General features: G+C 66.6%; 24 protein-coding genes and 2 tRNA genes. 23 read left to right on the forward strand and 3 right to left on the reverse strand.

Annotated elements, in window-relative coordinates:
- From dnaA to FBF36_RS00085, 18 genes are all read left to right on the forward strand, one after another.
- Complete coding sequence (gene dnaA / locus FBF36_RS00005) at positions 1-1680, forward strand: chromosomal replication initiator protein DnaA (protein ID WP_034492035.1); 1680 nt, start codon at positions 1-3, stop codon at positions 1678-1680.
- Between the two features lie 542 nt (positions 1681-2222).
- Positions 2223-3353, forward strand: a complete 1131-nt coding sequence (gene dnaN, locus FBF36_RS00010) for a DNA polymerase III subunit beta (protein ID WP_009395775.1) — start codon at positions 2223-2225, stop codon at positions 3351-3353.
- Between the two features lie 13 nt (positions 3354-3366).
- Positions 3367-4584: a DNA replication/repair protein RecF gene (gene recF / locus FBF36_RS00015; protein WP_138136929.1), complete on the forward strand. Its 1218-nt coding sequence runs from the start codon at positions 3367-3369 to the stop codon at positions 4582-4584.
- The gene (locus FBF36_RS00020) at positions 4577-5254 is read left to right on the forward strand and encodes a DciA family protein (protein WP_192574978.1); all 678 of its coding nucleotides are present in this window, start codon (positions 4577-4579) and stop codon (positions 5252-5254) included. Before recF ends, FBF36_RS00020 begins: the two co-directional genes overlap by 8 nt.
- Positions 5255-5580: 326 nt before the next feature.
- Positions 5581-7608, forward strand: coding sequence for a DNA topoisomerase (ATP-hydrolyzing) subunit B (gene gyrB / locus FBF36_RS00025; RefSeq protein WP_009396345.1), 2028 nt, complete (start codon positions 5581-5583; stop codon positions 7606-7608).
- A gap of 68 nt (positions 7609-7676) precedes the next feature.
- Positions 7677-10358 (forward strand): DNA gyrase subunit A, encoded by a 2682-nt coding sequence (gene gyrA / locus FBF36_RS00030; protein WP_009396344.1) that lies wholly within the window; start codon positions 7677-7679, stop codon positions 10356-10358.
- Entirely contained in the window at positions 10355-10849 is a 495-nt protein-coding gene (locus FBF36_RS00035; RefSeq protein ID WP_009396343.1) for a DUF3566 domain-containing protein, read from the forward strand. Before gyrA ends, FBF36_RS00035 begins: the two co-directional genes overlap by 4 nt.
- Before the next feature lie 49 nt (positions 10850-10898).
- A tRNA-Ile gene (locus FBF36_RS00040) sits at positions 10899-10972 on the forward strand.
- A gap of 30 nt (positions 10973-11002) precedes the next feature.
- The gene (locus FBF36_RS13325; protein ID WP_009396342.1) at positions 11003-11137 is read left to right on the forward strand and encodes a DLW-39 family protein; all 135 of its coding nucleotides are present in this window, start codon (positions 11003-11005) and stop codon (positions 11135-11137) included.
- Positions 11138-11169: 32 nt separating this feature from the next.
- Positions 11170-11245 (forward strand) — tRNA-Ala (locus tag FBF36_RS00045).
- A complete protein-coding gene (locus FBF36_RS00050) occupies positions 11202-11609 on the forward strand; it encodes an HXXEE domain-containing protein (RefSeq protein ID WP_412784068.1) in 408 nt (135 codons plus the stop codon). The genes FBF36_RS00045 and FBF36_RS00050 overlap by 44 nt, the downstream gene beginning before the upstream one ends.
- Positions 11610-11640: 31 nt before the next feature.
- The gene (locus tag FBF36_RS00055; RefSeq protein WP_009396340.1) at positions 11641-12357 is read left to right on the forward strand and encodes a CPBP family intramembrane glutamic endopeptidase; all 717 of its coding nucleotides are present in this window, start codon (positions 11641-11643) and stop codon (positions 12355-12357) included.
- Complete coding sequence (locus FBF36_RS00060; protein WP_009396339.1) at positions 12354-12743, forward strand: hypothetical protein; 390 nt, start codon at positions 12354-12356, stop codon at positions 12741-12743. The genes FBF36_RS00055 and FBF36_RS00060 overlap by 4 nt, the downstream gene beginning before the upstream one ends.
- Positions 12740-12943 carry a helix-turn-helix transcriptional regulator gene (locus FBF36_RS00065; protein ID WP_009396338.1) on the forward strand — a complete coding sequence of 68 codons (204 nt, stop codon included), beginning with the start codon at positions 12740-12742 and terminating at the stop codon, positions 12941-12943. Before FBF36_RS00060 ends, FBF36_RS00065 begins: the two co-directional genes overlap by 4 nt.
- A 1-nt stretch (position 12944) precedes the next feature.
- On the forward strand, positions 12945-13445 hold the full coding sequence (locus FBF36_RS00070) for a MarR family winged helix-turn-helix transcriptional regulator (RefSeq protein ID WP_009396337.1): 501 nt from the start codon (positions 12945-12947) through the stop codon (positions 13443-13445).
- A gap of 136 nt (positions 13446-13581) precedes the next feature.
- Complete coding sequence (locus FBF36_RS00075; protein ID WP_009396335.1) at positions 13582-14553, forward strand: quinone oxidoreductase family protein; 972 nt, start codon at positions 13582-13584, stop codon at positions 14551-14553.
- 56 nt (positions 14554-14609) lie between these two features.
- Positions 14610-15068 (forward strand): GyrI-like domain-containing protein, encoded by a 459-nt coding sequence (locus FBF36_RS00080; RefSeq protein ID WP_178387613.1) that lies wholly within the window; start codon positions 14610-14612, stop codon positions 15066-15068.
- On the forward strand, positions 15065-15913 hold the full coding sequence (locus FBF36_RS00085) for an AraC family transcriptional regulator (RefSeq protein ID WP_009396333.1): 849 nt from the start codon (positions 15065-15067) through the stop codon (positions 15911-15913). The genes FBF36_RS00080 and FBF36_RS00085 overlap by 4 nt, the downstream gene beginning before the upstream one ends.
- 99 nt (positions 15914-16012) lie before the next feature.
- On the opposite strand, the gene FBF36_RS00090 is transcribed toward FBF36_RS00085, so the two are convergent.
- A complete protein-coding gene (locus FBF36_RS00090) occupies positions 16013-18649 on the reverse strand; it encodes a CshA/CshB family fibrillar adhesin-related protein (protein ID WP_034492278.1) in 2637 nt (878 codons plus the stop codon).
- A 549-nt stretch (positions 18650-19198) separates the two neighbouring features.
- Here FBF36_RS00090 and FBF36_RS00095 point away from each other — a divergent pair.
- Positions 19199-19960, forward strand: a complete 762-nt coding sequence (locus tag FBF36_RS00095) for a Rossmann-like domain-containing protein (protein ID WP_034492277.1) — start codon at positions 19199-19201, stop codon at positions 19958-19960.
- A 185-nt stretch (positions 19961-20145) separates the two neighbouring features.
- Here the strand turns inward: FBF36_RS00095 and FBF36_RS00100 are convergent, their stop codons facing one another.
- On the reverse strand, positions 20146-20691 hold the full coding sequence (locus FBF36_RS00100) for a hypothetical protein (RefSeq protein WP_009396330.1): 546 nt from the start codon (positions 20689-20691) through the stop codon (positions 20146-20148).
- 176 nt (positions 20692-20867) lie between these two features.
- Here FBF36_RS00100 and FBF36_RS00105 point away from each other — a divergent pair, with 176 nt between their 5' ends.
- Both FBF36_RS00105 and FBF36_RS00110 read left to right on the forward strand, forming a co-directional pair.
- Positions 20868-21389, forward strand: a complete 522-nt coding sequence (locus tag FBF36_RS00105; RefSeq protein WP_009396329.1) for a peptidylprolyl isomerase — start codon at positions 20868-20870, stop codon at positions 21387-21389.
- A 186-nt stretch (positions 21390-21575) separates the two neighbouring features.
- The gene (locus FBF36_RS00110; RefSeq protein ID WP_034492275.1) at positions 21576-22430 is read left to right on the forward strand and encodes a rhomboid family intramembrane serine protease; all 855 of its coding nucleotides are present in this window, start codon (positions 21576-21578) and stop codon (positions 22428-22430) included.
- A 417-nt stretch (positions 22431-22847) separates the two neighbouring features.
- Here FBF36_RS00110 and FBF36_RS00115 read toward each other — a convergent pair whose 3' ends face one another.
- Complete coding sequence (locus FBF36_RS00115; protein WP_034492274.1) at positions 22848-23342, reverse strand: cell division protein CrgA; 495 nt, start codon at positions 23340-23342, stop codon at positions 22848-22850.
- Positions 23343-23536: 194 nt separating this feature from the next.
- On the opposite strand from FBF36_RS00115, the gene FBF36_RS00120 reads away from it, so the two are divergent.
- Together FBF36_RS00120 and FBF36_RS13205 are read left to right on the forward strand one after the other, a co-directional pair.
- On the forward strand, positions 23537-24310 hold the full coding sequence (locus FBF36_RS00120; RefSeq protein WP_034492272.1) for a class E sortase: 774 nt from the start codon (positions 23537-23539) through the stop codon (positions 24308-24310).
- Positions 24310-24468: a hypothetical protein gene (locus FBF36_RS13205; RefSeq protein WP_009396324.1), complete on the forward strand. Its 159-nt coding sequence runs from the start codon at positions 24310-24312 to the stop codon at positions 24466-24468. Before FBF36_RS00120 ends, FBF36_RS13205 begins: the two co-directional genes overlap by 1 nt.
- Positions 24469-24601: the final 133 nt, after the last annotated feature.

Raw genomic sequence — 24601 nt, forward strand, 5'->3', positions numbered from 1 at the left:
GTGCCCGACGCCGCCAACACCAAATGGCTCTCAGCACTTGAGGTGCTCTCCAGCTCCGGAGAACTGGGTCAGGGCAAGATGTCCATGATTCGCATGACCCATCTCATCGACGTCGACGGCACGCTCGTCCTCGTCGTCGGATCAGCCTTCGCCAAGGACATCGTCGAGCAGGCACGTGCTCCCATCAGCGCCGCCATCAGCCAGGTCTGGGGACGCCCCATGCCCATGGAGGTCACAGTCGACACCTCCTCAGAGGTGTCGCGCGCACCCATGTCTCCTGTGGCTCCCGAGCCCGTCAATCTGGCGACCGTCACCCCCGCGCCGACATCCTCTCCGTCCCCCTCGGTCTCACCCCAGCTGTCGGGGCCCTCCGTCGGGTCGACTCTGTCCGCTGCGCCCGCCGCACCAACGGTGCCCGCTTACGGCGAGCAGATGGCGGAGCCGTCGCCCTACTCGGCGACGACTCCCTCACCGATGCCTCACTCCCAGGCCTCCGCCTCCTCCGCCCCGTCGACGATGTCGGCTCCCCTTCCCACCGGGTCGGGACTTCCCGGCACCTACAGCCCCGGGGGCACCGGCTCCCAGAACTCCACCGGACTGCTGACACCCACGGCGGCCCACGACGTCTCCCAGCTCAATCCGAGATACACCTTCGACACATACGTCACCGGATCCTCCAACCGCTTCGCTCACGCCACGGCACTGGCTGTGGCCGAGGCTCCGGCCCGTGCCTACAACCCCTTGTTCATCTACGGCGGCTCCGGCCTGGGTAAGACGCACCTCCTGCACGCCATCGGCCATTACGCCCAGACCCTCAACCCGGGAATCCGCGTCAAGTACGTCAACTCCGAGGTCTTCGTCTCCGACTTCATCGCCTGCGTGCGCGACGGCAACCAGGACGACGGCCGCATGGAGGGCTTCAAGCGCCGCTACCGCGAGGTCGACATCCTCCTGGTCGACGACATCCAGTTCCTCCAGGGCAAGGAGTCGACCCTCGAGGAGTTCTTCCACACCTTCAACTCCCTGCACTCCTCGGGCAAGCAGGTGGTCCTCACCTCCGACCAGCCCCCCAAGGCCCTCGGTGGGCTCGACGAGCGCCTCCGCTCCCGCTTCGAGTGGGGCCTTCTTGCCGACGTCCAGCCCCCGGACCTGGAGACCCGTATCGCGATCCTCTCCCGCAAGGGCACGGCCGAGGGCCTCGACCTGCCCTTCGACGTCCTGGAGTACATCGCCTCGCGCATCACCACCAACATCCGCGAGCTCGAGGGCGCACTCATCCGGGTGACGGCCTTCGCCTCCCTCAACAAGCAGCCCGTCGACCAGACCCTGGCCGAGATGGTCCTCAAGGACATCATCTCCGACCCCGAGGGCCAGGAGATCACGACCTCCCTCATCATGGCGCAGACCGCCGACTACTTCGGCATCACCATCGACGACCTGTGCTCGGCCAACCGCTCACGCACCATGGTCTCGGCCCGCCACATCGCCATGTACCTGTGCCGCGAGCTCACCGACCTCTCCCTGCCCAAGATCGGGCGGGAGTTCGGCGGGCGCGATCACACCACCGTCATGAGCGCGGACAAGAAGATCCGCACCCTCATGGCCGAGCGGCGCTCCACCTTCAACCAGGTCACCGAGCTGACCAGCCGCATCAAGCAGGCCGCCCAGTCTCCCGCCTGACCCGACGACACACCGTCCCCGACCGCATCCAACGCAGCTGTGGACGGTGCTGAGGACGGCACGTGGAGGAGCGAGCGTGTCGCTGTGGAGGTACGGCAGTACCACTGTGGAATGACATGCATGTCATTCAGTCTCTCCACCGACACCCCTGTCTGCTCACCAGGACCACCCACCTGTCATTCCCCAGCGTCACTGGCGTCATGGCGGCGAAAGATCCTGTTATCCCCAGCATCCACACGTGCTACTACACCTACAAACCCAAATGACATGAATCGCGAAGCACGATCGGCCAACGAGGTCGGTCCGGACCCCGGGGACCTGTCATTCAGGGAGGCTCATGGGATGACCATGAGTGATCGCTGGTGACAGGGTGACTCTCACGGACTACCGTCTACACTCTCGACCCAGGACTGCGTTCCCAGCGACGCGGTTCCGATGATGACTGTCCGCCGGCGACCTGCCGGCACCCACGTTTCCTCTTCGGCTCAGTAGTGCCACAACGCCTACCGACCGACCGAACACGATTGACGGAGGCACCTACTGTGAAGCTCAGGGTTGACCGAGACATCCTCGCCGAAGCCGTCACCTGGACTGCACGATCCGTGCCCGCCCGCCCGCCGGTGCCCGTCCTGGCCGGGGTGCGACTGGAGGCCAAGGGCTCCAGCCTGGTCCTGGCCTCCTTCGACTACGAGGTCTCGGCCCACTGCGAGGTGGCCGCCGACATCGAGGAGGACGGCGTCGTCCTCGTCTCCGGACGGCTCCTGGCCGATATCGCCAAGGCGCTGCCGAACAAGCCCGTCGACCTGGAGGTTGAGGGCAACAAGGTCGCCGTCTCCTGCGGATCGGCCCGCTTCTCCCTGGCGGCCATGGCCGCCGACGACTACCCGGCACTTCCGGTCATGCCCACAGTCGCCGGCACGATCGATGCCCACGACCTGGCCCGCGCCGTCGGTCAGGTCTCCATCGCCGCCTCCCGTGACGACACCCTGCCCCTGCTCACCAGCGTCCAGATCGAGGTCGAGGGCAGCTCGCTGGTCCTCATGGCCACCGACCGCTACCGCCTGGCCATGCGGGAGCTGACCTGGTCGCCGTCCAACACCGAGCTGTCCACCACGGCTCTGCTCAAGGCCCGCACCCTGTCCGACGTCGCCAAGTCCCTGACCTCCTCCGGCGACGTGACCGTGGCCCTCAGCAGCGAGTCGGCGGCCTCCAGCCTCATTGGCTTCGAGGCCGGGGGCAGACGCACCACCTCCCTGCTCACCGACGGCGACTACCCGCCGGTGCGCCGCCTCTTCCCGGAGTCCACCTCGATCCACGCCACCGTGGGCACCGACGAGCTCATGGCGGCCGTGCGCCGCGTCAGCCTCGTCGCCGACCGCTCCACCCCCATTCACATGTCCTTCACCCAGGGCAACCTGGAGCTGGACGCCGGACAGGGCGACGACGCCCAGGCCACCGAGCAGCTCGTCGCCCACCTCGAGGGCGACGACATCTCCACCGCCTTCAACCCCGGCTACCTCCTCGACGGCCTGGGCGCCCTCAACCAGCCCTACGTCCGCCTCGACTTCACCCACGCCTCGAAGCCCGCGGTGCTCACCGGCATGGACTCCATCGGGGGCACCGAGGACTCCTCCTTCCGCTACCTGCTCATGCCGATCCGCTTCGGAGCCTGAGACTCGACGGTGCATGTACGTCTCTGACCTCTCCCTGGACGACTTCCGCTCCTACCGCAGCCTGGTGCTGTCACTGGAGCCAGGCCCCAGCGCCTTCGTCGGCTCCAACGGACAGGGCAAGACCAACCTGGTCGAGGCCATCGTCTACCTGGCGACGCTCTCCTCCCACCGGATCGGCGCGGACACCGCCCTCGTCCGACGGACGGCACCGGGCCAGGCTCAGCCGGCCGGCGCCGTCGTGCGCGCCCGAGCCGTCCATGGGGAAAGACCCAGCGTCCTGGAGATCGAGATCATCGCCGGTAAGGCGAACCGGGCCCGCCTCAACCGGGGCGGCTGCCGGCCCCGCGACCTGCTCGGGGTGCTGCGCGCGGTCGTCTTCGCCCCCGAGGACCTCTCCCTGGTACGGGCCGAGCCCGGGATCCGCCGAGGCTTCCTCGACGACCTGGTCATCACGCTGCGCCCGGGCCTGGCCGGGGTGCGCGCCGAGCACGACAAGATCCTCGCCCAGCGCGCCAGCCTCCTGAAGTCCGCGCGCGCGGCCCGCTCGTCGACCGCCTCCATGCTCTCCACCCTGGAGATCTGGGACGCCCAGCTCGCCGCCGCGGCCGCTCGACTCATCGCCGCCCGGGTCGACGTCGTGCGGCGCCTGCGCCCCTGGGTGGCCTCCGCCTACGAGACCGTCTCCGGGGCCTGCGGGCAGCGTTCCCGCGCCCAGCTCGCCTACCGCTCGAGCCTGCTGACCCACGAGGGATCCCCGGAACCCGACCCCCACGACGAGTCGGCCTGGCTCGCTGGCGAGGAGACGCTCCTCGATGAGACCGCCCTCGCCACGCGCCTGGAGAGTGCCATGGGTGAGCTCCACGCCCGCGAGATCGACCGCGGCGCGAACCTCATCGGGGCGCACCGCGACGACCTCTCCCTGTTCCTCACCGGCCTGCCCGCCCGCGGATTCGCCTCCCACGGCGAGCAGTGGTCCCTGGCCCTCGCACTGCGCCTGGCCTCCTACGACATGCTGCGCACCGACATCGACGCCTACGGCGGGGACGGCGAGCCGGTACTCATCCTCGACGACGTCTTCGCCTCCCTCGACGAGCAGCGCCGCCGCGCCCTGGCCCAGATGGTCGCCGGAGCCCAGCAGGTCCTGCTGACCGCCGCCGTCGACGAAGACGTCCCCGCCGAGCTCGCCGGCGCCCGGTACCACGTGGCCGACGGGGAGGTCACCCGTGGCTGAGCCCTCCCCGCCCACCGGTGACGGCCCGCTTCCCGATGTCCTCGCCCAGCGGGCCCTGACCCGCCAGCGCGCCCAGGCCTGGGAGAAGGGCGACAGCCGCGTCCCGGCCCGCAGGCCGCGCGGGCCGGCCCGTGGTTCCGGGGGCGAGGACGCGCAGCAGGCGGCGCCCTGGGACCAGCGGCGCGAGCTGGCCCGGGCGCTGGGTCAGAACCCGGACGACCCGGCCGATCGCGGCCCCGGACTGGCACGGGGACGCGACCGGCCCGGCCCCACCCCCTTCGACCCCCGCACCGGGCAACGCGAGCTGCGCCGCATGGTGGCCGACAACGGTTGGGCCGGAAAGCTCGCGGTGGCCGGCGTCGTCGCCCGGTGGCCGACCATCGTGGGCGAGCAGGTCGCCGAGCACTGCACCATCGAGTCCTTCGACGCCGGACGCATCACCCTGCGCGCCTCGTCGTCGAGCTGGGCCCAGCAGCTCCGACTCCTCCAGCCCACCATCGAGGCCAGGATCGTTGAGGCCCTGCGCTCAGGGCCCGGGGGTCGCCAGGCCGGAGGGATCAGCACCGGTGACGGGGTGGAGCTGCGGATCCTGGGGCCGGCCGGTCCCTCATGGAAACGCCGCGGAGTCGGCCTGCGCGGCACCCGTGGTCCGCGCGATACCTACGGGTAGTGGGACCGCGGGTATCATCGTCAACGCGCCGGTCGGGGCCGGCGTCGTCGGAAAATCACGGGGCGCATGCCGGGCACCGGGCGACGCGGTGATCCGCGTGAGACAGAGGTGACCACGGGCACGCTCCCAGCTGCTCACGGTGCCGCGGTTCACGGGCCTATCTACGCTAGAATGCGGTGAAACCGCCCAAGGTGCGCCCAGGACCGTCCTGATGTACCCACCTACGTGTGCGCACGATCCTCCTCAGGATCGTCGTGTGAAGGGGCCGGACGGAGACATCGGACCACTGAGGTCCCGATGCGCACAGATTGAGGAGCAACTGACACGTGTCTGACCAGGACGCCACTGTGAATCACGATTACGGAGCCTCGGACATCACCGTCCTCGAAGGGCTCGAAGCGGTCCGGAAGCGCCCCGGCATGTACATCGGTTCCACCGGTGAGCGGGGCCTGCACCACCTCGTCTACGAGGTCGTCGACAACTCCGTCGACGAGGCCCTGGCCGGCTACTGCGACCACATTGAGGTCACCATCCTGGCCGACGGCGGTGTGCGCGTCAGCGACAACGGCCGTGGCATCCCGGTCGACGAGCACCCCACCGAGCACAAGCCCACCGTCGAGGTCGTCATGACGATCCTGCACGCCGGCGGCAAGTTCGGAGGCGGTGGCTACGCCGTCTCCGGTGGTCTGCACGGCGTGGGCATCTCCGTGGTCAACGCCCTGTCCACCCGGGTGGACACCGAGGTGCGCCGGCAGGGATTCGTGTGGCGCATGTCCTTCGCCGACGGCGGCCGCCCCATCACCGAGCTCGTCAAGGGCGAGACCACCGAGTCCACCGGCACCACCCAGACCTTCTACCCGGACCCGAGCATCTTCGAGACGGTCGACTTCGACTACGAGACGCTGCGCCGTCGTTTCCAGCAGATGGCCTTCCTCAACAAGGGCCTGCGCATCACCCTGACCGACGAGCGCATCGGCGTCCAGGACGCCGGCGACGAGATCGCCGGGGACGACTCCGCCCCCGACGCCCCCGAGGTCGGATTCCGCACCGACTCCTACTGCTACGAGCACGGCCTGCGCGACTACGTCGCCTTCCTCAACAAGTCCAAGAAGGCCGAGCTCATCCACCCCGAGATCATCGACTTCGAGGCCGAGCAGTCCCTGGGCGAGACCCACTCCATCAGCCTGGAGATCGCCATGCAGTGGACCAGCGCCTACTCCGAGTCGGTCCACACCTACGCCAACACGATCAACACCACCGAGGGCGGCACCCACGAGGAGGGCTTCCGCACGGCGCTGACCACCCTGGTCAACAAGTACGCCCGGGACAAGGGCCTGCTCAAGGAGCGCGATGACAACCTCACCGGTGACGACATCCGTGAGGGACTGACGGCCGTCATCTCCGTCAAGCTCTCCGAGCCGCAGTTCGAGGGCCAGACCAAGACCAAGCTCGGCAACACCGAGGCGCGCACCTTCGTCCAGCAGACGGTCTACGGCCAGCTCGGCGACTGGTTGGACTCCCACCCGAGCGACGCGCGCGCCATCATCACCAAGGCCTCCCAGGCCGCCGCCGCGCGCCTGGCCGCCCGCAAGGCCCGCGAGGCCACCCGCCGCAAGGGCGTCCTGGAGTCCGCCTCCATGCCGGGCAAGCTGCGCGACTGCTCCTCGAAGAGCGCCGCGGACTCCGAGATCTTCATCGTCGAGGGCGACTCGGCCGGCGGCTCCGCCGTCGGCGGCCGCGACCCCGAGCACCAGGCGATCATGCCGATCCGCGGCAAGATCCTCAACGTCGAGAAGGCGCGCCTGGACCGGGCCCTGTCCTCCGACACGATCCGCAGCCTCATCACCGCCTTCGGCACCGGCATCGGCGAGGACTTCGACATCACCAAGCTGCGCTACGGCAAGATCGTCATCATGGCCGACGCCGACGTTGACGGCCAGCATATCGCCACCCTCCTGCTGACCCTCCTGTTCCGCTACATGCGGCCCCTCATCGAGCACGGCCACACCTACATCGCCATGCCGCCGCTCTACCGGCTCAAGTGGTCCAACGCCGAGCACGAGTTCGCCTACTCCGACGCCGAGCGCGACAAGCTCCTGGCCACCGGACAGGAGAAGGGTCGTCGCCTGCCCAAGGACGGCGGGATCCAGCGCTACAAGGGTCTGGGCGAGATGAACGACCACGAGCTGTGGGAGACGACCATGGACCCCACGACCCGGATCCTCAAGCAGGTCACGCTCGATGAGGCGGCCGACGCCGACGAGACCTTCGCGATCCTCATGGGCGACGACGTCGAGCAGCGGCGCTCCTTCATCCAGCGCAACGCCTCCGACGTCCGCTTCCTGGACATCTGAGCAGCAACGAGCGACACGTGAACCGCCGGCCCGCCGTCGGCGACATCCTCTGAACACGAAGGAATCCTGTGAGCGACGAAGTTGAAGAGATCATCGGCGACGAGGGAGCGACGAGCATAGCCGTCCCCGAGCGCATCCAGCCGGTCGACCTCCAGATGGAGATGCAGCGCTCCTACCTCGACTACGCGATGAGCGTCATCGTGGGCCGGGCCCTGCCCGACGTGCGCGACGGGCTCAAGCCTGTCCACCGCCGCGTCCTGTACGCCATGTACGACGGCGGCTACCGCCCCACCGCCTCCTTCTCCAAGTCCTCCCGCGTCGTCGGCGACGTCATGGGGACTTACCACCCCCACGGCGACAGCGCCATCTACGACGCGCTGGCCCGCCTGGTCCAGTGGTGGTCGCTGCGCTACCCGCTGGTGGCCGGCCAGGGGAACTTCGGCACGCCCGGCAACCTGGGGCCCGCCGCCCCCCGGTACACCGAGTGCAAGATGGCGCCCCTGGCCATGGAGATGCTCCGGGACATCGACGAGGACAGCGTCGACTTCCAGGACAACTACGACGGACGCAACCAGGAGCCGGTCATCCTGCCGTCCCGGTTCCCCAACCTCCTGGTCAACGGCTCCGAGGGCATCGCCGTCGGCATGGCCACCCGCATCCCGCCGCACAACCTGCGCGAGGTCGCCCGCGGAGCCCAGTGGTACCTCGAGCACCCCGACGCCTCGCGCGAGGAGCTGCTCGACGCCCTCATCGAACGGATCCCCGGACCCGACTTCCCCACCGGCGCCACCATTCTGGGACGGCGGGGCATCGAGGACGCCTACCGCACCGGCCGCGGTTCCATCACCCAGCGGGCCGTGGTCAACGTCGAGGAGATCCAGGGGCGCCAGTGCCTCGTCGTCACTGAGCTGCCCTACCAGGTCAACCCCGACAACCTGGCCGACAAGATCGCCCAGCTCGTGCGCGACGGCCAGGTCACCGGCATCGCCGACATCCGTGACGAGACCTCCGGGCGCACCGGCCAGCGACTGGTCATCGTCCTCAAGCGCGACGCCGTCGCCAAGGTGGTCCTCAACAACCTCTACAAGCGCACCCAGCTCCAGGACAACTTCCCGGCCAACATGCTCGCCCTGGTCGACGGGGTGCCGCGCACCCTGAGCCTGGACGGGTTCGTGCGCCACTGGGTGAGCCACCAGATCGACGTCATCGTGCGCCGCTCCCGCTTCCGCCTGCGCAAGGCCGAGGAGCGCCTCCACATCCTCGAGGGCCTGCTCAAGGCGATCGACGCCCTCGACGCCGTCATCGCCCTCATCCGGCGCTCGCCCACCACCGAGGAGGCCCGCACCGGCCTCATGGGCCTGCTGGACGTCGACGAGGCCCAGGCCGAGGCCATCCTCTCCCTCCAGCTGCGCCGTCTGGCCGCCCTGGAGCGCCTCAAGATCCAGGAGGAGTCCGACGAGCTGCGCGCCCGCGTCAAGGACCTGCGCGAGATCATCGCCTCCCCGGAGCGCCAGCGGGGCATCGTCTCCGACGAACTGGCCGAGATCGTCGAGAAGTACGGGGACGAGCGCCGCACCCGGATCGTGCCCTTCGACGGCGAGATGAGCATGGAGGACCTCATCCCCGAGGAGGACGTGGTCGTCACCATCACCCGATCCGGCTACGCCAAGCGCACCCGCACCGACTCCTACCGCTCCCAGCACCGCGGCGGCAAGGGCATCCGCGGGGCCACGCTGCGCGAGGACGACGTCGTCGACCACTTCTTCGTCACCACGACGCACCGCTGGCTGCTGTTCTTCACCAACTACGGTCGCGTCTACCGCGCCAAGGGCTACGAGCTGCCCGAGGGCGGGCGCGACTCCAAGGGCCAGCACGTGGCCAACCTCCTGGCCTTCCAGCCCGGCGAGGAGATCGCCCAGGTCATGGAGCTCCGGGACTACGACCAGGCCGACTTCCTGGTCCTGGCCACCCGCCGCGGCCTGGTGAAGAAGACCCGCCTGAGCGAGTACAACTCCAACCGCTCCGGCGGCGTCATCGCCATCAACCTGCGCCAGGACGAGGACGGCAACTACGACGAGCTCGTCTCCGCCCGGCTCCTGAGCACCGGGCAGGACCTCCTGCTGGTCTCCCACGCCGGCCAGTCCCTGCGATTCCACGCCGACGACGACACCCTGCGGCCCACGGGCCGGGCCACCAGCGGCGTCACCGGCATGCGCTTCCGCGAGGGCGACTACCTGCTGGCCATGGACGTCGTTGACCCCTCCTGGCAGGACGCCGACCTGTTCGTCGTCACCGAGGGCGGCTACGCCAAGCGCACCAACGTCGTCGACTACCCCGTCAAGGGCCGCGGCGGCCTGGGCGTCAAGGTCGCCAACCTCGTCGAGGCGCGAGGCAACCTCGTGGGCGCCCTGGTGACCGACTCCGGCGACGAGGTCCTGTGCATCATGGCCTCGGGCAAGGTGGTCCGCTCCGCCGTCGTCGAGGTCTCTCGCACCGGGCGAACCACACAGGGCGTGACTTTCGCCAAGCCCGACGCCGGAGACCGCATCATCGCGGTGGCCCGCAACACCGAACGGGACATGGAGGAGGCGGTCGATGCCGCCGATAGCGCCCCGAGTGCCGAGTCGGCGGACTCCGCCGACCAGGCCCGGGCCGATGTGCCCCCAGAAGGTGACACTGGCGACTCTCCTGCGGACTCAGCGGCGGACACGGTAGCGTTGGAAGACAACGAGAGTGAGGTCGAAGCATGAGCCAGCCGGTTTCCATGTCCCCTGACGGTGGGTCCACAGGTGCCGCATCCATTGTGGGTGGTGCGGATGCCTCCGGCAGCGCGTCGGGCGGCAAGAGCAAGAAGAGCAAGAAGACCATTGCCGGGCCGCGCCGCGTGCGTCTGGCCCTGACCCGGGTCGACCCCTGGTCGGTGATGAAGGCGAGCTTCCTGCTCAGCTTCGCCGCGGGCATCATGCTCATCGTCGCCACGGCGGTCGTGTGGTTCATGCTCGATGCCATGCACGTCTTCTCCACCATCGAGGAGCTCGTCAAGACGGTTGCCGGTGAGCGCTCCAACACCTTCTCCGCGATCGTGGCCTACCTCGAGCTGCCACGAGCCCTGGCCGTCTCCACGATTATCGCCGTGGTGGATATCGTGCTGATGACCGCCCTGACCACTCTGGGTGCCTTTCTCTACAACATCACCGCCACCCTCGTCGGTGGGATCCATCTCACGCTTGCGGATGAGTGATCGGATTTGGTCTGTCATGGCCGGGTAGGTTAATCTTCTCCGGTCGCAAGGGCCTATAGCTCAGTTGGTTAGAGCGCATCCCTGATAAGGATGAGGTCGCTGGTTCGAGTCCAGCTAGGCCCACCGTCCGCGGTGAGACGATGAGGAGGTTTCATGAGGAACCGTGCAGTCGTATCAGCCGCGGTCTTTTCGTTCCTGGCCGCTGCGGGTTATGCCGCGTGGCTCAGGTTCGAGGCGGCCCGCATGGAACGGGCCGCGTGGGCCGAGGTCACCGACCCCGTCGACTAGCAGCCGACGGGCCTGGTGATCACCCTCCCCGAGGGGCCATGGCGCAATTGGTAGCGCACCTGCTTTGCAAGCAGGGGGTTACGGGTTCGAGTCCCGTTGGCTCCACCACCGATTTCTCATACTCCTCTCCCCGAGATGGTCCATGATGGTGGCCCATCTCGGGGATTATTTCTGGGGACGCTCGCCCTTCTACCAGGTCACGCTCCACGGCTACGGCATGCACACCTTCAGCCACCTGGCCACGACGGTCCTCGCTCGGCGCTACACCCCGGGAGTGGCGACGGCGCTACCGGTCGTCCTGCCCTTCTGGATCTTTGCAAAACGGACGCTGCGGGCCCACGGGATCGAGGTGCGCCCTCACCGATGGGTGATCCCCGCCTTCCCGGTCGTCACCGGTGCAATGCCGGGCAGCGCATACCTGGTGACGACGTGGCGGTCGGGAGGACATCACCGAAAAGGAAAGCAACCTTGACTGAATGACAAGGTCGCTTTATATTCATGTCATGACCTTCTCTTCTCCCATCACACGAATCGGGCGCGGCGTGGTTGCGCTCCTCCTGATGCGAACCGTCTTGCTCTTCGTCGGCACCGGTGTCGTTCTGCCCTTCGTTGACTGGATCTACAACCGGGCCCTGCTGTGGGCCAATGTGACGGTGGTGATTGTTGACGTCATTACTCTGCTTGTCCTGTCTCGGCTGCTGGCTCGGCAGAATCGTCGCCTGAGCGATCTCCTGGCTCCCAGCCGGCCGGCTACCGCCTGGGGGCTGCTGGCCTTCATCATTCTGTTCATCGGGTTCTTCGTCTCCACCTTCATCGGCAATCTGATTGCCTATCAGGGTCCTCCTCCCGCCTCAGGAGTGTTGCATGGCGTTCCCATGTGGATGGGATGGTGGGCCTTGCTCGTCATGCCGGTGACGATCGCCCTGGCGGAAGAAGGCTTGTACCGCGGGTATGCTGCCGAGGTCCTTGAATCTCGTTTCCATAAGGCTGCGGCACTGGTCGTTATCGCGTTCTTCTTCGCACTTCAGCACACGGCGTTGACGCCATTGAGTCCTCGGGCGCAGGTCGCCAGGTTCGTCACCACATTCTTGGTGGGACTACTCCTGGGGTGCATGCGGTGGCGGTGGCGTGGCGGCCTGTGGTCGCTGGTGGTCGCTCACTGGGGTCTTGATGTGCTTGGTCTTGGGCTTCCGATTCTGTTAGCATCGCAGGCATCATGAGTAGTGACCGTAAAGCACACGTCGCCTACCTCATTCGGTTCACCATAGGCATGCTGCTTTATTCGCTGGCTATTTTCTCCAGCAGATTCTGGTCCCATTCCGTGGAGGGAACTCCGTGGCGATTCGTCAGTGCGCTGCTTCCCATGATCGGAGCCTGCGTGTGTGCGTGGGCGATGATGAAGATGTTTCGAGAGATTGATGAGATGCAGCAGAAGAAGATGCTGGATGCTCTGGTCATCTCATCGGCAGGAACGATTCTCACCTGTCTTGCCTACGGTTTTATGGAGGAAGTGGGCCTGCCTCTTCTCAATGCCTCATGGGTCGTGATGGTGTGGGGAGTCTTCTTCATCATCGGAACGTTGTGGACTGCCTGGCGGTACCGGTGAGGAACGATCTCAAGGTGCTGCGTGCCCAGCGCAGCTGGACTCAGGCCCGGCTCGCCGAAGAGCTGGGTGTCTCCCGCCAGACGGTCAACGCTCTGGAGGCCGGTCGTTACGATCCCTCCCTTCCCCTGGCCTTCACCATTGCGCGCGTCTTCGGCCTGACCATCGAGGAGATCTTCTTCCCCGATGATGACGCCTCCTAGGATGAGCATCGTGAGCCGCACCGTCGACATTCCGCCCCCGAGGCGAGGACGTCGCGAGCTCGCCGAGGACACCGGGGTGCGGCTGGGCCTGCACATCAAGTCGGCGGAGCAGGCCATGATGGCCGCCAAGACTGAGGCCCTCAGGAGCTTTGGGCTCACCGTGGCCCAGTACGCGGCCATGCTGTCCCTGTACTACGTGCCTGAACAGTCCTCGGCACAGCTGGCCAGGGCCGCCGCGGTCACCCCGCAGACGATGGCCACCGTCATCGCCAAGCTGGAGCAGAAGCGACTCGTCGCCCGCCGCCCCTCCTTCGACCACGCCAAGGTCCTCATCGCCTCACTCACGCCCGAGGGTGAGGCCCTGGTGCTCCGTGCCGATGAGGCAGCGCGAGGCATCGAGCAACGCATGGCGGAGGCTTTCACTGTCAGGGAGCGCCAGCAGCTCACCGAGATGCTCGGGCGGGTCACTGCGCTTCTGCGGGGCGACCTCAGCGCCGAGTAGCGGTCGAGGTGTCGACGACCACTACTTTCACGGGCCTGAGATCACTACTGGGTCCACGAATCGCGATGGTGCTGCTCCGTGTCGGGTATCAGATATCTGATACGGTGTTGATGACTGATACAGAAAGGTGCTGCACATGAAGGCCATGCAGATCATCAGCTTCGATGGCCCCGCCTCCGGGCTGCGCTACCAGGAGGCCCCCACTCCTGAGCCCGGACCGGGTCAGATCGCGGTGGATGTGGACCATGCCGGTGTCGGCTACGTCGAGGCGCTCTTCACCGAGGGTCTCGTGCCCATCGACCTGCCCTGGACCCCCGGACTGGAGGTGAGCGGCCGTGTCCGTGCCCTGGGTGACGGGGTGGATGGCTACCGGGTCGGGGAGGCCGTCGTCGCCCTGACCATCACCGGGGGTGGCGGCTACGGGCAGGTCGCTGTGGCTCCCGTTGAGCTCGTTGTACCGCTCCCTGCGGGGCTTGATCCGGTCGTGGCCGCGGCAGTTCCGGCCAACTCGACGACGGCGCTCGTCGCCCTGGAGGAGATCGTCCACCTGCGCCGCGGTGAGAGCGTGCTGGTCCATGCCGCCGCCGGTGGCCTCGGCTCACAGGTGGGTCAGGTCGCCCGGCTGCTCGGTGCGGGCCGCGTCGTCGGCGTCACCCGCAGTGAGGCCAAGCGCCAGGAGATCCTGGACCTGGGCTATGACGAGGCCTGGCTGACCGAGGAGCTCGACGACGTCGAACCCGCCCAGTTCGACGTCGTCGCCGACCCGGTGGCCGGACCGGCCAGACTGCGCAGCCTCGACCTGCTGCGTACGGGAGGACGGCTCCTCGCGCTGGGGGACGCGTCCCAGGCGCAGGACCAGCAGGTGAGCACCACGTCGCTGTGGCTGCGGGGCATCGGCGTCACCGGCTTCAACCTCGGGGCCTTCAGTCGGGCGAACCCGGCGCTCGTCGGAGGCCACCTGAGGCGTGCGGTGGAGCTCGTGGCCTCCGGCGAGCTCCGTGTCCACGTCACCGACCGGCTCCCGATCCAGGAGGCCGCGCAGGCCGTCACTGCAGTGCGCACGGGAACCACCACCGGCAAGATCGTCCTGACCCACTCACAGGACTGACGGCCCGCCCAGGTCCGCAAGAATCGTCGGTGAGCTCTGGGCCCCATATGAGCATCATGGTGCGCATGAGAGAAACGATTGACTCCTTCGACGTCGTTGGCCTGCCTCTTCGGACATCGAACCGAGAGGCGGCCCGCACCATTCCTCCTCACTGGCGGGCCGCTGCCGACGCCGGGCTCCTCAAACCCGAGAAGCCCGGCGCCGGCCCTGGCATCTATGCGGTCTATACCGACTACGAGACTCCCGGCGACGATGTCGACGGCGTCTACACCCTTGTCATCGGCAGGCGTATCGAGGCAGGAGGTCCGGTTCCCCCTGGCCAGGTGACTGTGACGATCCCGAAGTCCACTTACGACATCGTCACGCTGGCCGATGCTCGGCCGGAGAGTGTCTATGAGGCGTGGGTGGATGTCTGGGCCCGCGAGGACCTGACCCGTGACTATCGTGCCGACTACGAGTACTACGCTCCGGACGGCTCGATTCACCTGTCCATCGGGGTCCTTTCGGACAGATGAGGGCTGAGCAGTACCAACGCCGGCTCGACGTTGTCACCGATTACATCTACGCGCATCTTGACGACGACCTCAGCCTGGAGACCCTCGCTCACGTCTCCGGGTTCTCCCGCTATCACTGGCACCGCATATACCGGGCGGTGCGCGGGGAGACGGCCGCTCAGACCGTACGCCGTCTCCGTCTGGAGCGGGCGGCCGCCATGCTCACAGAGACCTCGTGGCCGGTGGAACGGATCGCCTGGAAAGCCGGGTTCACCGGCACCGACGTGTTCAGCCGAGCCTTTCTCCGCTCTTACAGGACGACTCCCAGCCGATTCCGCATCGGTGGACGCCCGGCATCGATCGACTCACTGGTGACGAGCTGTGGTTCGGGATTGACGTCGTCGGTGAGAGAGGCCCCCGGGTGGATGGTGCGCGTGGAAGCGCGGTTCGGCTATCGACTCGCCGTATCCGAGCACCGCGGTTCCTACATGGATATCGGCCGGGCGTTCAGCCGAGTCAGAGACCGTGTGGGTGCCGGGAGCCTGATGGTTGCCATCTATGCGGACGATCCCGACGCCGTTCCCCCGGCTGATCTGCGCTCGGCGGCTGGAACCGTCGTCGACCCCGGTACGGAGATTCCCCACGACCTTGCAGAGAGGATGGTGCCGGCCGGCCGGTACGCGATCATGCGTTACATCGGCCCGTACTCCTCGATGCATGCCGCCTACCTGTGGCTCTACGGTCAGTGGCTGCCGAGCTCGGGCGAGGAGCCGCGAGACCATCCGATCATCGAGGAGTACCTCACCGACCCGGCGACCACCCCGCCTGTCGACGCCGTCACCGATATTCTCCTGCCGCTCCTGTGAGGTGTCCGGTCTGATGGTTCATGCGGATGGGCGGCAGACACCTCGGTGTCTGCCGCCCATCACGTGCGTCCTGACCGTCTGCTCAGGTCATGAGCTGAGTCAGGAGTCCAGGGCTCGACGGCGTCGGTAGGCCTGGATCGTCATGACCAGTGCGGTGATCCCCAGTACCGCCCCTCCGCCGATGAGGAAGCTGTCAGCAGCGCTTCCTCCGGTGAAGGGGATGGCGGGGACCGCCGACTTGCGGTTGGAAATGTTGCCCAGCGCTGCGACCTGGCCCTGAGTGGAGATGGTGATGGTGCGTGGGGTGGCGTCCAGGACGTAGCCGGTCGGCGCCTTGGTCTCAATGAGCTGGTAGGAGCCGTAGTCCAGGTCCACCAGATTGAATCCCCCGGGGTTCGTGTCGGTGTCCAGGCCCCCCTTGGCGCAGGTGCCCACGCAGTCGGTGATGGTGCGGGCCCGGTCCGGCTGGGGCCTGCCGTTGGAGTCAAGGGGAATCAGCGACCACTGGGCGCCCTTGATGGCGTGGCCGCCTTCATCGGTCTTGGTCCAGGTGGCCGACCCCTTGATCCGAGTGTTGACGACCTGCCCCAGGTCGAGGGTGGGGGTGTTGTCGTCCTTACCGGCAGCGGGTGCTGACCCGTCCAGGGTCTTGGTCAGGGTTGTCTCAGAGAGGTGATAGCCGGTCGGTGCCTGAGTCTCGGTGAGGGAGTAATCGCCCCAGGTCAGCCCAGAGACCCTGAAGAACCCGGCACGGGGGTCCTGGTCGACCGAGCCATTGGGGCACGTGGCCTGGCCACCGGCGACGACACAGTCCGCCACCTCCTTCTGGCCGCCGTTCAGTGATGTCGAGGCCAGCGTGAAGACGGTCCCTGCCAGGGGCTTGCCGGCCTCGTCAACCTTGCTCCAGACGACCTGCCCGGGCAGTGCCGTGTTGACCATCGTGCACTGCATCCACTCGCCGGTGGCCAGGTCCAGGGTCTTCGAGGCGGCGTCGGCGGTCGATACCGGAACACTGATATCCGATTTCGGGTGCGGTACGCAGGTGACGGTGCCCTTATACCCGGCGGCCTTGGGCGACGACGAGGACTCGGAGAGAACCGTCTGGCCCTGGGGCAGGTAGGCGGCGTCGAAGCCGCCGGCCCCGGAGGCCGTTTTACCGCTCTTGGGAGAGGCGGTGAGCGTCCAGTCGTTGGCGGACAGGCCCAGGGACCCGGCCGCGGTGTTATCCACCTGCTTGACCATGGTCAGGTTGGGCAGCTGGACCTGCACCTGGTGGTCCTCGACCTCGCCATTGAGTGCGATACCGGTGGGCTGAGGGTCCTCAGCCGCCTGACCGTTGGCCAGGTTGCCGGTGATGCGCAGACGCATGAAGGTGGCTGCACCGTTTCCGTTGATGGTGCTCCGCTTGGCATCGTCGGGGACGGTCCAGGTCAGGGTGGCCGTGCCCTCGTCGGAGCAGGAGGTCACCTCGGAGCGCTCACCGGCGGAGAAGGTGCCGTCCCGGTTCCAGTCCACCCAGCCGGCAACCTTGGTCTGGTTGCCCGAGCAGGTGATCTCCTGGCTCCACTTCTTGCCGATATCGGTCCAGATGACGCGGTCCCAACTGGCAGGGAGGGCGTCCTCGTCATCGATATCGGCAGTATCGTCGCCTGAGGCGTCAGTGGTGTGGGGGATGCTGCTGTTGTGGTCCGTCAGGGAGCCCAGGCGCACGACTGCGGAATTGGTGGTGGCCACGCGCCCTTGATCCGCGGCCTGACTCAGGTTGTACCAATCGCCGGGGTCGCCCTCGTACGGGGTATCACCGTAGGTGATGTTGCGGTCTCCGTTGTTAGACAGCTCCCCGCCGTTCCATGCGGGCTGGAACACGCTGCCGGCGGTGCCGTAGCTCTCAGGTGCGTCGCCGTAGTCCATGTAGGAGACGATGCCGAGGGCGACGGCGCCCTTACCGCCTCCGTGGATCTCAACGTAGCCACTACGGGTGTTGCTCAGAAGCATGACCGAGGAGGGGCCATAACCCGGGTTGAAGAACGAGCTGCACTCGGCGTTGTCCGGGCGGAACTTCAAGCCCGACCTGTAGCCGAAAGGCGTGGAGACGGTAACTTTGCCCACCCAGGAGTTCGTTGTGCACCCTTCTGTCCGGGTGCTCTCCAGCAGACGGAAGGAAACGGCCTGGTCGGAGACGTAGGGAAGCGGGGAAACAGAGATGTACTCCTTCTGGCCGTGCGGGTTGTGCCAGCTCGAGGACTCCGCATCGGCGAAAACCATGCCCTCCATGGGAACCTCCACCTTATTGGGGAGACTTTCCAGCTGGCTCTTCGCGGGTTTGGAGGCGGAGGTGACGAGGTAGGAGCTGCAGTCGATTTGGAACTGATGGGTTGAGGAGTCCTGCAGGTTGGCAATACCCAGGGGGAGGTTGGATGAGGTCACGTAGGGCCTTTTGGCGGTCCCGGCCGTGTAGTTCGTGCCGTCATTATAAAGATGAGGCAGGCCGTCTCCTCTCCAGCTACCCGGTTTGTATCCGACACTCAGGCCCCGATCCGTGGGTAGACCCGACTCTTTTCTCCCTACAGCAGTGGTTCGCACGTTGGACACGGTGCAACGACTGGTGCGCCACATATTGCCGGAGACCTGTGTCGGAGTCGACCAGACCACGCCGGTGCTTCCATCAGGAAGGATCGCCGCGCCTTTACCCGGCACGGTGTTGGTCATCTCGGTCCAGTCGATCCAGTCGATCACCTGACTGAATTTTCCTGACCCCCCGGCAGGATTGCCGTGAATGGCTTCGGCCGGGGGTGCCGGAATCGTTGCCGTGCCCAGTGCGGCAGCAATCAGAGCCGCTGCTGAGACGGCGGCACCACTCTTCAGCCTCTGACGAGACCGGTGTGATGGTTGACGTGATGACGTCAGTTTCCTCCGACGTGAGCGGACGAAAAGTCGGCGAAGCATGAAGCGCTACCTCAGTCTTAGGGGTATGGGCCTTGACACGGTAGCATCAAGGAATTCTATGGAGAGCCCGGCCACGACCCCTGCAACTCAACAGCAATCAATATTACGGTTGAGTGTCGACAATGAATTACGTCGTCGGTCGGAAAGTAATGCATTGGTGTTCTTTCGGATCAGTAATGCGTGCACGGCCGCGGCGTGAAGAGCTCCGCTCAGGCACGTCCCCACTGACGTGATGCCGTGAAGAACCGTTGAGGCGCTGGGATGAAGGGCTGCGCCGTCGAACGGGACTGCTTAGGATAGGTCAGGCTCAGTTACCACTCGGTGCAGAAGGATGAGGTCATGTCACAGCCATGGGAGATCTACGACGCGCTTCTAGACGGACTGCCTGAGGACGTCGTCGTGCGGACGGCGGGCCAGGGGCCCCGCTGGAGCCGTGTCCTCAACTCCGCCGGAGGTGTCGGCGCGGCCTGGACCATGGATGTGCGCAGCCGCCCGGCCCTCAGCGATGACGGGCCGCTCGACGGGCGACCGCTGCGCGACGTCGGCGCCCTGGTGAAGTCCTGGAACCTGGCTGAGGCCAGCATCGGTCAGGCCGCCATCAACTCCTGGTACTCGCGGGAGGAGACGGCCGCAGCCAACGGTTTCGAGCCCACCGGGGAGGGGCTGACCTGGCGTCAGGTCTTCGACCCCTACCAGGAGATGATCGTCGGCAAGAGGGTCGCCGTCATTGGGCACTTCCCCTTCGCTGAGGCCGCCCTGGCCGGCGCCGGTGAGTACATCTGCCTTGAGCGCAACCTTCAGCCCGGCGACTGGCCGGACAGCGCCTGCGAGTACGTCCTGCCCGAGTGCGATCTCGTCTTCATCTCCTCATCGAGCTTCGTCAACAAGACCGCGCCGCGCCTCATCGAGCTCTCCCGCGACGCGCACACCGTCCTGGTCGGTCCGTCGACGCCGCTCAACCCGGTTCTCCTCGACTACGGCGTGGACACCATCACCGGTTTCGTCGCGGCGAGGTCGCTCGGCGACCCCGCCTCCCTGGCAGAGATGGTCCCGGCCGGCGACATCGGCCCCGGTTTCCGGGTTCACCGTCATCGGGACTGAGCCGGCCCGGTCAGCCCCGGCCACCGTTGCGGCGGCGGAGCGCACGAACCCCGCCCACTGCCGACACCGGGGCCGGCCGGCAGGACGTCGTCCGCGCACCAGTCCCATGGAATGACGATTGGAACGACGACGGCGCCGCGCGGGTAGAACCCGTCGCGGCGCCGTCGTCGACAGAACTGGGGCCGTCAGGCCTGAGCGTCCTCGGGGCTGATGCCGTAGCCGGCCTCATCCTCGGTGGAGTCGGCCCAGTACTCCTCGGCCCACGGGTCCTCAACCGGCTGGCTACGACGCCACACGACGTAGGCGCCGGCAGCGGCCGCGCCGGCGACGGCGAGCCAGCCCAGGGTCTTGAGCACGCGGTGCTTCTTCTGCTTCTTCACGGGAACCTCCAATGCGGCGGACTTTGCGGCAACAGCCACGCGCTGGGCGCGCTCTGTCAGGGTACCGTCCGTACCTGCGGCAGCCTGGGCAGCCACGGCGGCGCGCTGCGCGCGCGGGATGTAGTCCTCGACAACCCGGTGGCGGGCATCGTGGACCACGGGCTCCAGACGCTCCTGTGCGTCCTTGGCGGCGCGGGCCACACCCCCGGCGGCCTTGCTGACGTGCGGAGCCGCCCACTGGGCTGCCTTCTCAGCCTGGCCGACGACGGACCCGGCGAAGGATGCTGCCTCCTTGCGCAGATGAGTGGTGTCGAGTTTCTTGTCGCAGCATGTCTTCGTCAGGCAGGACATGATTGCCTCCCAGGTTGGAAACGGATACAGACTGTTGTTGTGCAACGTGTACCAATGGTTGCACCCTTGAGCGGCCTGGCCTACACGATGTCCAGACGTTTTGCCTGGGGTGAACAGCGCCGCACGCCGCTCAGGGTTCATGCCGATGGGCTCAGGACCGTGTCACCATGGCACCCATGGAAGCGACTCTTCACACCAACCTCGGTGATATCCGCCTGGAGCTCTACCCCGAGCAGGCTCCCGAGACCGTCTCCAACTTCGTGGGGTTGGCCACTGGCCAGAAGGCATGGACGGACCCTCGCACCGGCGAGGAGTCCCACGCCCCGCTGTACGACAACGTCATCTTTCACCGCGTCATCCCCGGCTTCATGATCCAGGGCGGTGACCCGCTGGGTGACGGCACCGGAGGCCCCGGCTACGTCTTCGACGACGAGATCGACGCCTCTCTGACCTTCGCCGCCCCCTACGTCCTGGCCATGGCCAACGCCGGTCGCCGCCTGGGCAAGGGCACCAACGGCTCGCAGTTCTTCATCACCACCGCCCCCACCGAGTGGCTCCAGGGCAAGCACACGATCTTCGGTGCCGTCACGGACGAGGCCTCCCGCGCCGTCGTCGACGCGATCTCCGGTGTGGAGACCGACCCGCGCGACCGCCCGGTGCAGGATGTCATCATCACCTCGGTGGACATCACCGAGTAGTCCCCAGGAGGGGATGGGACGGCCGCTCAGCGGCGACCGGCCTGCCACCGCGCTGCTACCGAACCACCGGAATCGGGTGTGATTCGCCCCTGTGACGCCGCCGGGACCCGCGTCCCGGCGGCGTCGTCGTACCCGGTTCACCTGTCACGACACCCTCAGCCCCGATCATCCGCACAGGAGTATCCGATGACCTCGAAGAACTCGTTCGCGCAGCAGGCACCACCGGTGTGCCCGCGGCACCCGGACACGGTGGCCTACGTGCGCTGCCAGCGCTGCGACCGACCCACCTGTCCCGCCTGCCAGGTGCCCAGCTCCGTGGGGGTGCACTGCGTGGACTGCGCTCGTCGGTCGCAGGCCGGTCATCGCCAGCCGCGCACGCTGCTGGGTGGGAATATGGTCTCCGATGCTCTCGTCACCAAGATCCTCATCGGTCTGTGCGTCATCGTCTACGCGCTTCAGATCCTGGTGCCCGGCCTGGCGGCGCAGTCGCTGGAGCTCCGGCTGGGCTTCATGCCGGTGGTGGCAGCCCAGGAGCCCTGGCGGTTCCTGACCACCGCCTTCCTCCACGCGGACTACATGCACATCGGCTTCAACATGTTGACTCTGTGGGTGCTGGGCCGCACCCTTGAGCCGCTGCTCGGGCGGTGGCGCTTCACCAGCATCTACCTGCTCAGCGCCCTGGGCGGCTCGACAATGATCTACTGGCTCTCCTGGCCGGGTACCGAGTCCTGGCTCACGCTGACGGTGGGCGCCTCGGGAGCGGTCTTCGGCCTGTTCTCCGCCATGTTCATCGTGCAGCGGCGCTTTGGAAGAGACACCTCGGGGATCATGGCGCTGGTCGGGATCAACGCCGTCGTCTCCGTCCTGGGCGCCAACATCTCCTGGCAGGGGCACCTCGGTGGACTCCTCGTCGGAGGGATCGTCTCAGCGATCTACGCCTGGGCTCCTCGCGGGAAGCGGAAAGCCGTGGGGATCGTCGGAACGATCGTGGTCGTGATCGCTCTCGTGGCGCTCAATCTCCTTCGGGCCTTCCTCGTCTGAGACACTCTCCGCGACCCGTACGTTGTGAATGACATGGGTGGAAGAACATGGCTGTGGTTCATCCACATCTGTGGACACAGGTGTGGAAACACAGGCGTGTAGTTATCCACAGGCGTGTCCACACATGGGGAAAGTCGACGTGGGTTGTGGGGAGTCAGTTGTCCACCGATCCACAGGAAGTCTGTGGAGGACGAGTGAGGAGCGCTCCGAGGTCGTACGCGGAATGCATGTGACATGCGCCGTCCCCCTCTGCGACGCGATCAGGCCACTCCGCAGATCCGCTCGACCCGCCCTGCCGGTACCTCAGAGGTCACGACACCCGAAGGTCTCAGGAGTGAGACGAGACAATGACAAGGCCCCCGAGCCGGTGCTCGGGGGCCTTCGCGGATGTCTGTCCACGTGAGTGTCTGAGACCTGTCACTTCCAGCGCAGCAGACCGAGGAAACCCGACATCATGATGAGGAAGCCGATGTAGAGGTTGCCGTTGAACAGCCAGTCGGTGGCGTGGTGCTCGGCGAAGTAGGGCAGTGGGTACCTGCCTTCGAAGAGGTAGGTGGTGACAACCCACAGCAATCCGATGACCAGGAGCGTCACCATGGTGGGGGCGTACCAGCGCGGTGAGGCGGTGTCCTTGACCTTCTTGGGCGTGCGTGAGACCCGGTTCGCCGCGGCGCGCGACTCCTCCTCAAGGGCCTTGGCCGCCTTGGCCGGGTTGCCGGAGCGCTCAGGGTGCTTCTTCTTCGACGACGAGCTCTTCTTCGAGCTCTTGTCCGCCTTGCTCTTCGTCTCCGTCTTCTTGGAGCCCTTGTCCTTCTCAGCGCTCTTCGCAGTGTTCTTGTCGGAGCTCTTCTTCGAGACCTTCTCCGAGCTCTTGTCGGCGTCGTCCGCTGCGGACTTCTTCTCCAAGGCCACCCTGGGTCTCCTCACTGGTTGGGGATGGTGGCATGAGACCACCGCAATACATCCGGTCCTAGCCTAGGACATGCTGGGAAGCTTCCTCACGGTGCACCCTGTGATGAGTCCACCACTCCTGGTTGGTCATGTGGGGGGTGTCCCCCCTTAGACTGGCCGCTAGCCTGATGATGTCCCCGTTCTGAGGAGGGGCGATGACTGGAGGAGGTCTTGTGCGACATCGAGCGCCCGGCCAGAGTCGTGCTGTCCGAGTCTTCAACGGCACCTTGACCGGAATCGGTGAGCTGCTCATCACCGCCGGTCTCGTCGTCGCCCTCTTCCTGTGCTGGCAGCTGTGGTGGACCGGCATTGATGCCAACGCGAGTGCGCGGGCGGTGGCCACCCAGTTCCATGAGAAGCAGGTCGAGTCTCCTCAGAAAGCGGGCACGAAGCACACCGATGCTCCGCCCGTCATGGAGCAGGTCGGCTACGGCGAGACCATCGGAATGCTCGTCGTCCCCAAGTGGTACGGCGTCACCAACAACAACATGCCGATCATTGAGGGCACCGGATCCGACGTTCTGGACCAGGCCGCGGCGGGCCACTACACCAACACCCAGCAGCTCGGCGAGCTCGGCAACTTCGCGATCGCCGGGCACCGCCGCACCTACGGCAACTCCTTCCTCAAGATCGACGTACTTCAGGAGGGTGATGAGATCGTCGTCTCCACCGCCAAGACCTGGTACGTGTTCAAGGTGACCGGTCACGAGCTTGTCGATCCCGAGCAGGTCGAGGTCATCGCCCCGGTTCCCAACCAGCCGGACGCCCAGCCCACCGACCGGTACATCACGCTGACCACCTGCCACGGGTCGACCGCTGGCGCGTACGGCAACGACAAGCGCTGGATCGTCCACGCGAAGTTCGCGTACTGGATGGATCGCTCTGAGGGTCGTCCGGACTCCGTGCTCAACGATCCGGGGGTCAACTGATGTACGGCTTCATCTGGCGGCACCTGCCGGGGCCCGCGTGGCTCAAGGCCATTGAGTCGCTCGTCCTCATCGCCGGAGTCGTCTACGTGCTCATGCAGTACGTCTTCCCCTGGGCCAACGCCACCTGGCACCTGTCCGGCAACGCCGACGTCGGCTGACGCCCGCCCCGGACCTCACGAAAGTACCCGCAGGCACCGGAACGGGAACCGGGTAGGAGGTCGGGGTGCCCGGATCTGTGACTCTGCGACAGAGACTGGTACTGCTCTCATTGAGACGGAGCGCGCGTTGAGA

The organism is Actinomyces sp. oral taxon 171 str. F0337 (assembly GCF_005696555.1).
In the GTDB taxonomy this organism is placed as follows: Bacteria; Actinomycetota; Actinomycetes; order Actinomycetales; family Actinomycetaceae; genus Actinomyces; species Actinomyces oris_E.

Coding starts and splice junctions, on each gene's coding strand:
- recF (WP_138136929.1), top strand. CDS start 3,367: ATGTACGTCTCTGACCTCTCCCTGGACGACTTCCGCTCCTACCGCAGC.
- FBF36_RS00035 (WP_009396343.1), top strand. CDS start 10,355: ATGAGCCAGCCGGTTTCCATGTCCCCTGACGGTGGGTCCACAGGTGCC.
- FBF36_RS13325 (WP_009396342.1), top strand. CDS start 11,003: ATGAGGAACCGTGCAGTCGTATCAGCCGCGGTCTTTTCGTTCCTGGCC.
- FBF36_RS00055 (WP_009396340.1), top strand. CDS start 11,641: ATGACCTTCTCTTCTCCCATCACACGAATCGGGCGCGGCGTGGTTGCG.
- FBF36_RS00060 (WP_009396339.1), top strand. CDS start 12,354: ATGAGTAGTGACCGTAAAGCACACGTCGCCTACCTCATTCGGTTCACC.
- FBF36_RS00070 (WP_009396337.1), top strand. CDS start 12,945: ATGAGCATCGTGAGCCGCACCGTCGACATTCCGCCCCCGAGGCGAGGA.
- FBF36_RS00075 (WP_009396335.1), top strand. CDS start 13,582: ATGAAGGCCATGCAGATCATCAGCTTCGATGGCCCCGCCTCCGGGCTG.
- FBF36_RS00080 (WP_178387613.1), top strand. CDS start 14,610: ATGGTGCGCATGAGAGAAACGATTGACTCCTTCGACGTCGTTGGCCTG.
- FBF36_RS00085 (WP_009396333.1), top strand. CDS start 15,065: ATGAGGGCTGAGCAGTACCAACGCCGGCTCGACGTTGTCACCGATTAC.
- FBF36_RS00095 (WP_034492277.1), top strand. CDS start 19,199: ATGTCACAGCCATGGGAGATCTACGACGCGCTTCTAGACGGACTGCCT.
- FBF36_RS00100 (WP_009396330.1), bottom strand. CDS start 20,691: ATGTCCTGCCTGACGAAGACATGCTGCGACAAGAAACTCGACACCACT.
- FBF36_RS00105 (WP_009396329.1), top strand. CDS start 20,868: ATGGAAGCGACTCTTCACACCAACCTCGGTGATATCCGCCTGGAGCTC.
- FBF36_RS00110 (WP_034492275.1), top strand. CDS start 21,576: ATGACCTCGAAGAACTCGTTCGCGCAGCAGGCACCACCGGTGTGCCCG.
- FBF36_RS00120 (WP_034492272.1), top strand. CDS start 23,537: ATGACTGGAGGAGGTCTTGTGCGACATCGAGCGCCCGGCCAGAGTCGT.
- FBF36_RS13205 (WP_009396324.1), top strand. CDS start 24,310: ATGTACGGCTTCATCTGGCGGCACCTGCCGGGGCCCGCGTGGCTCAAG.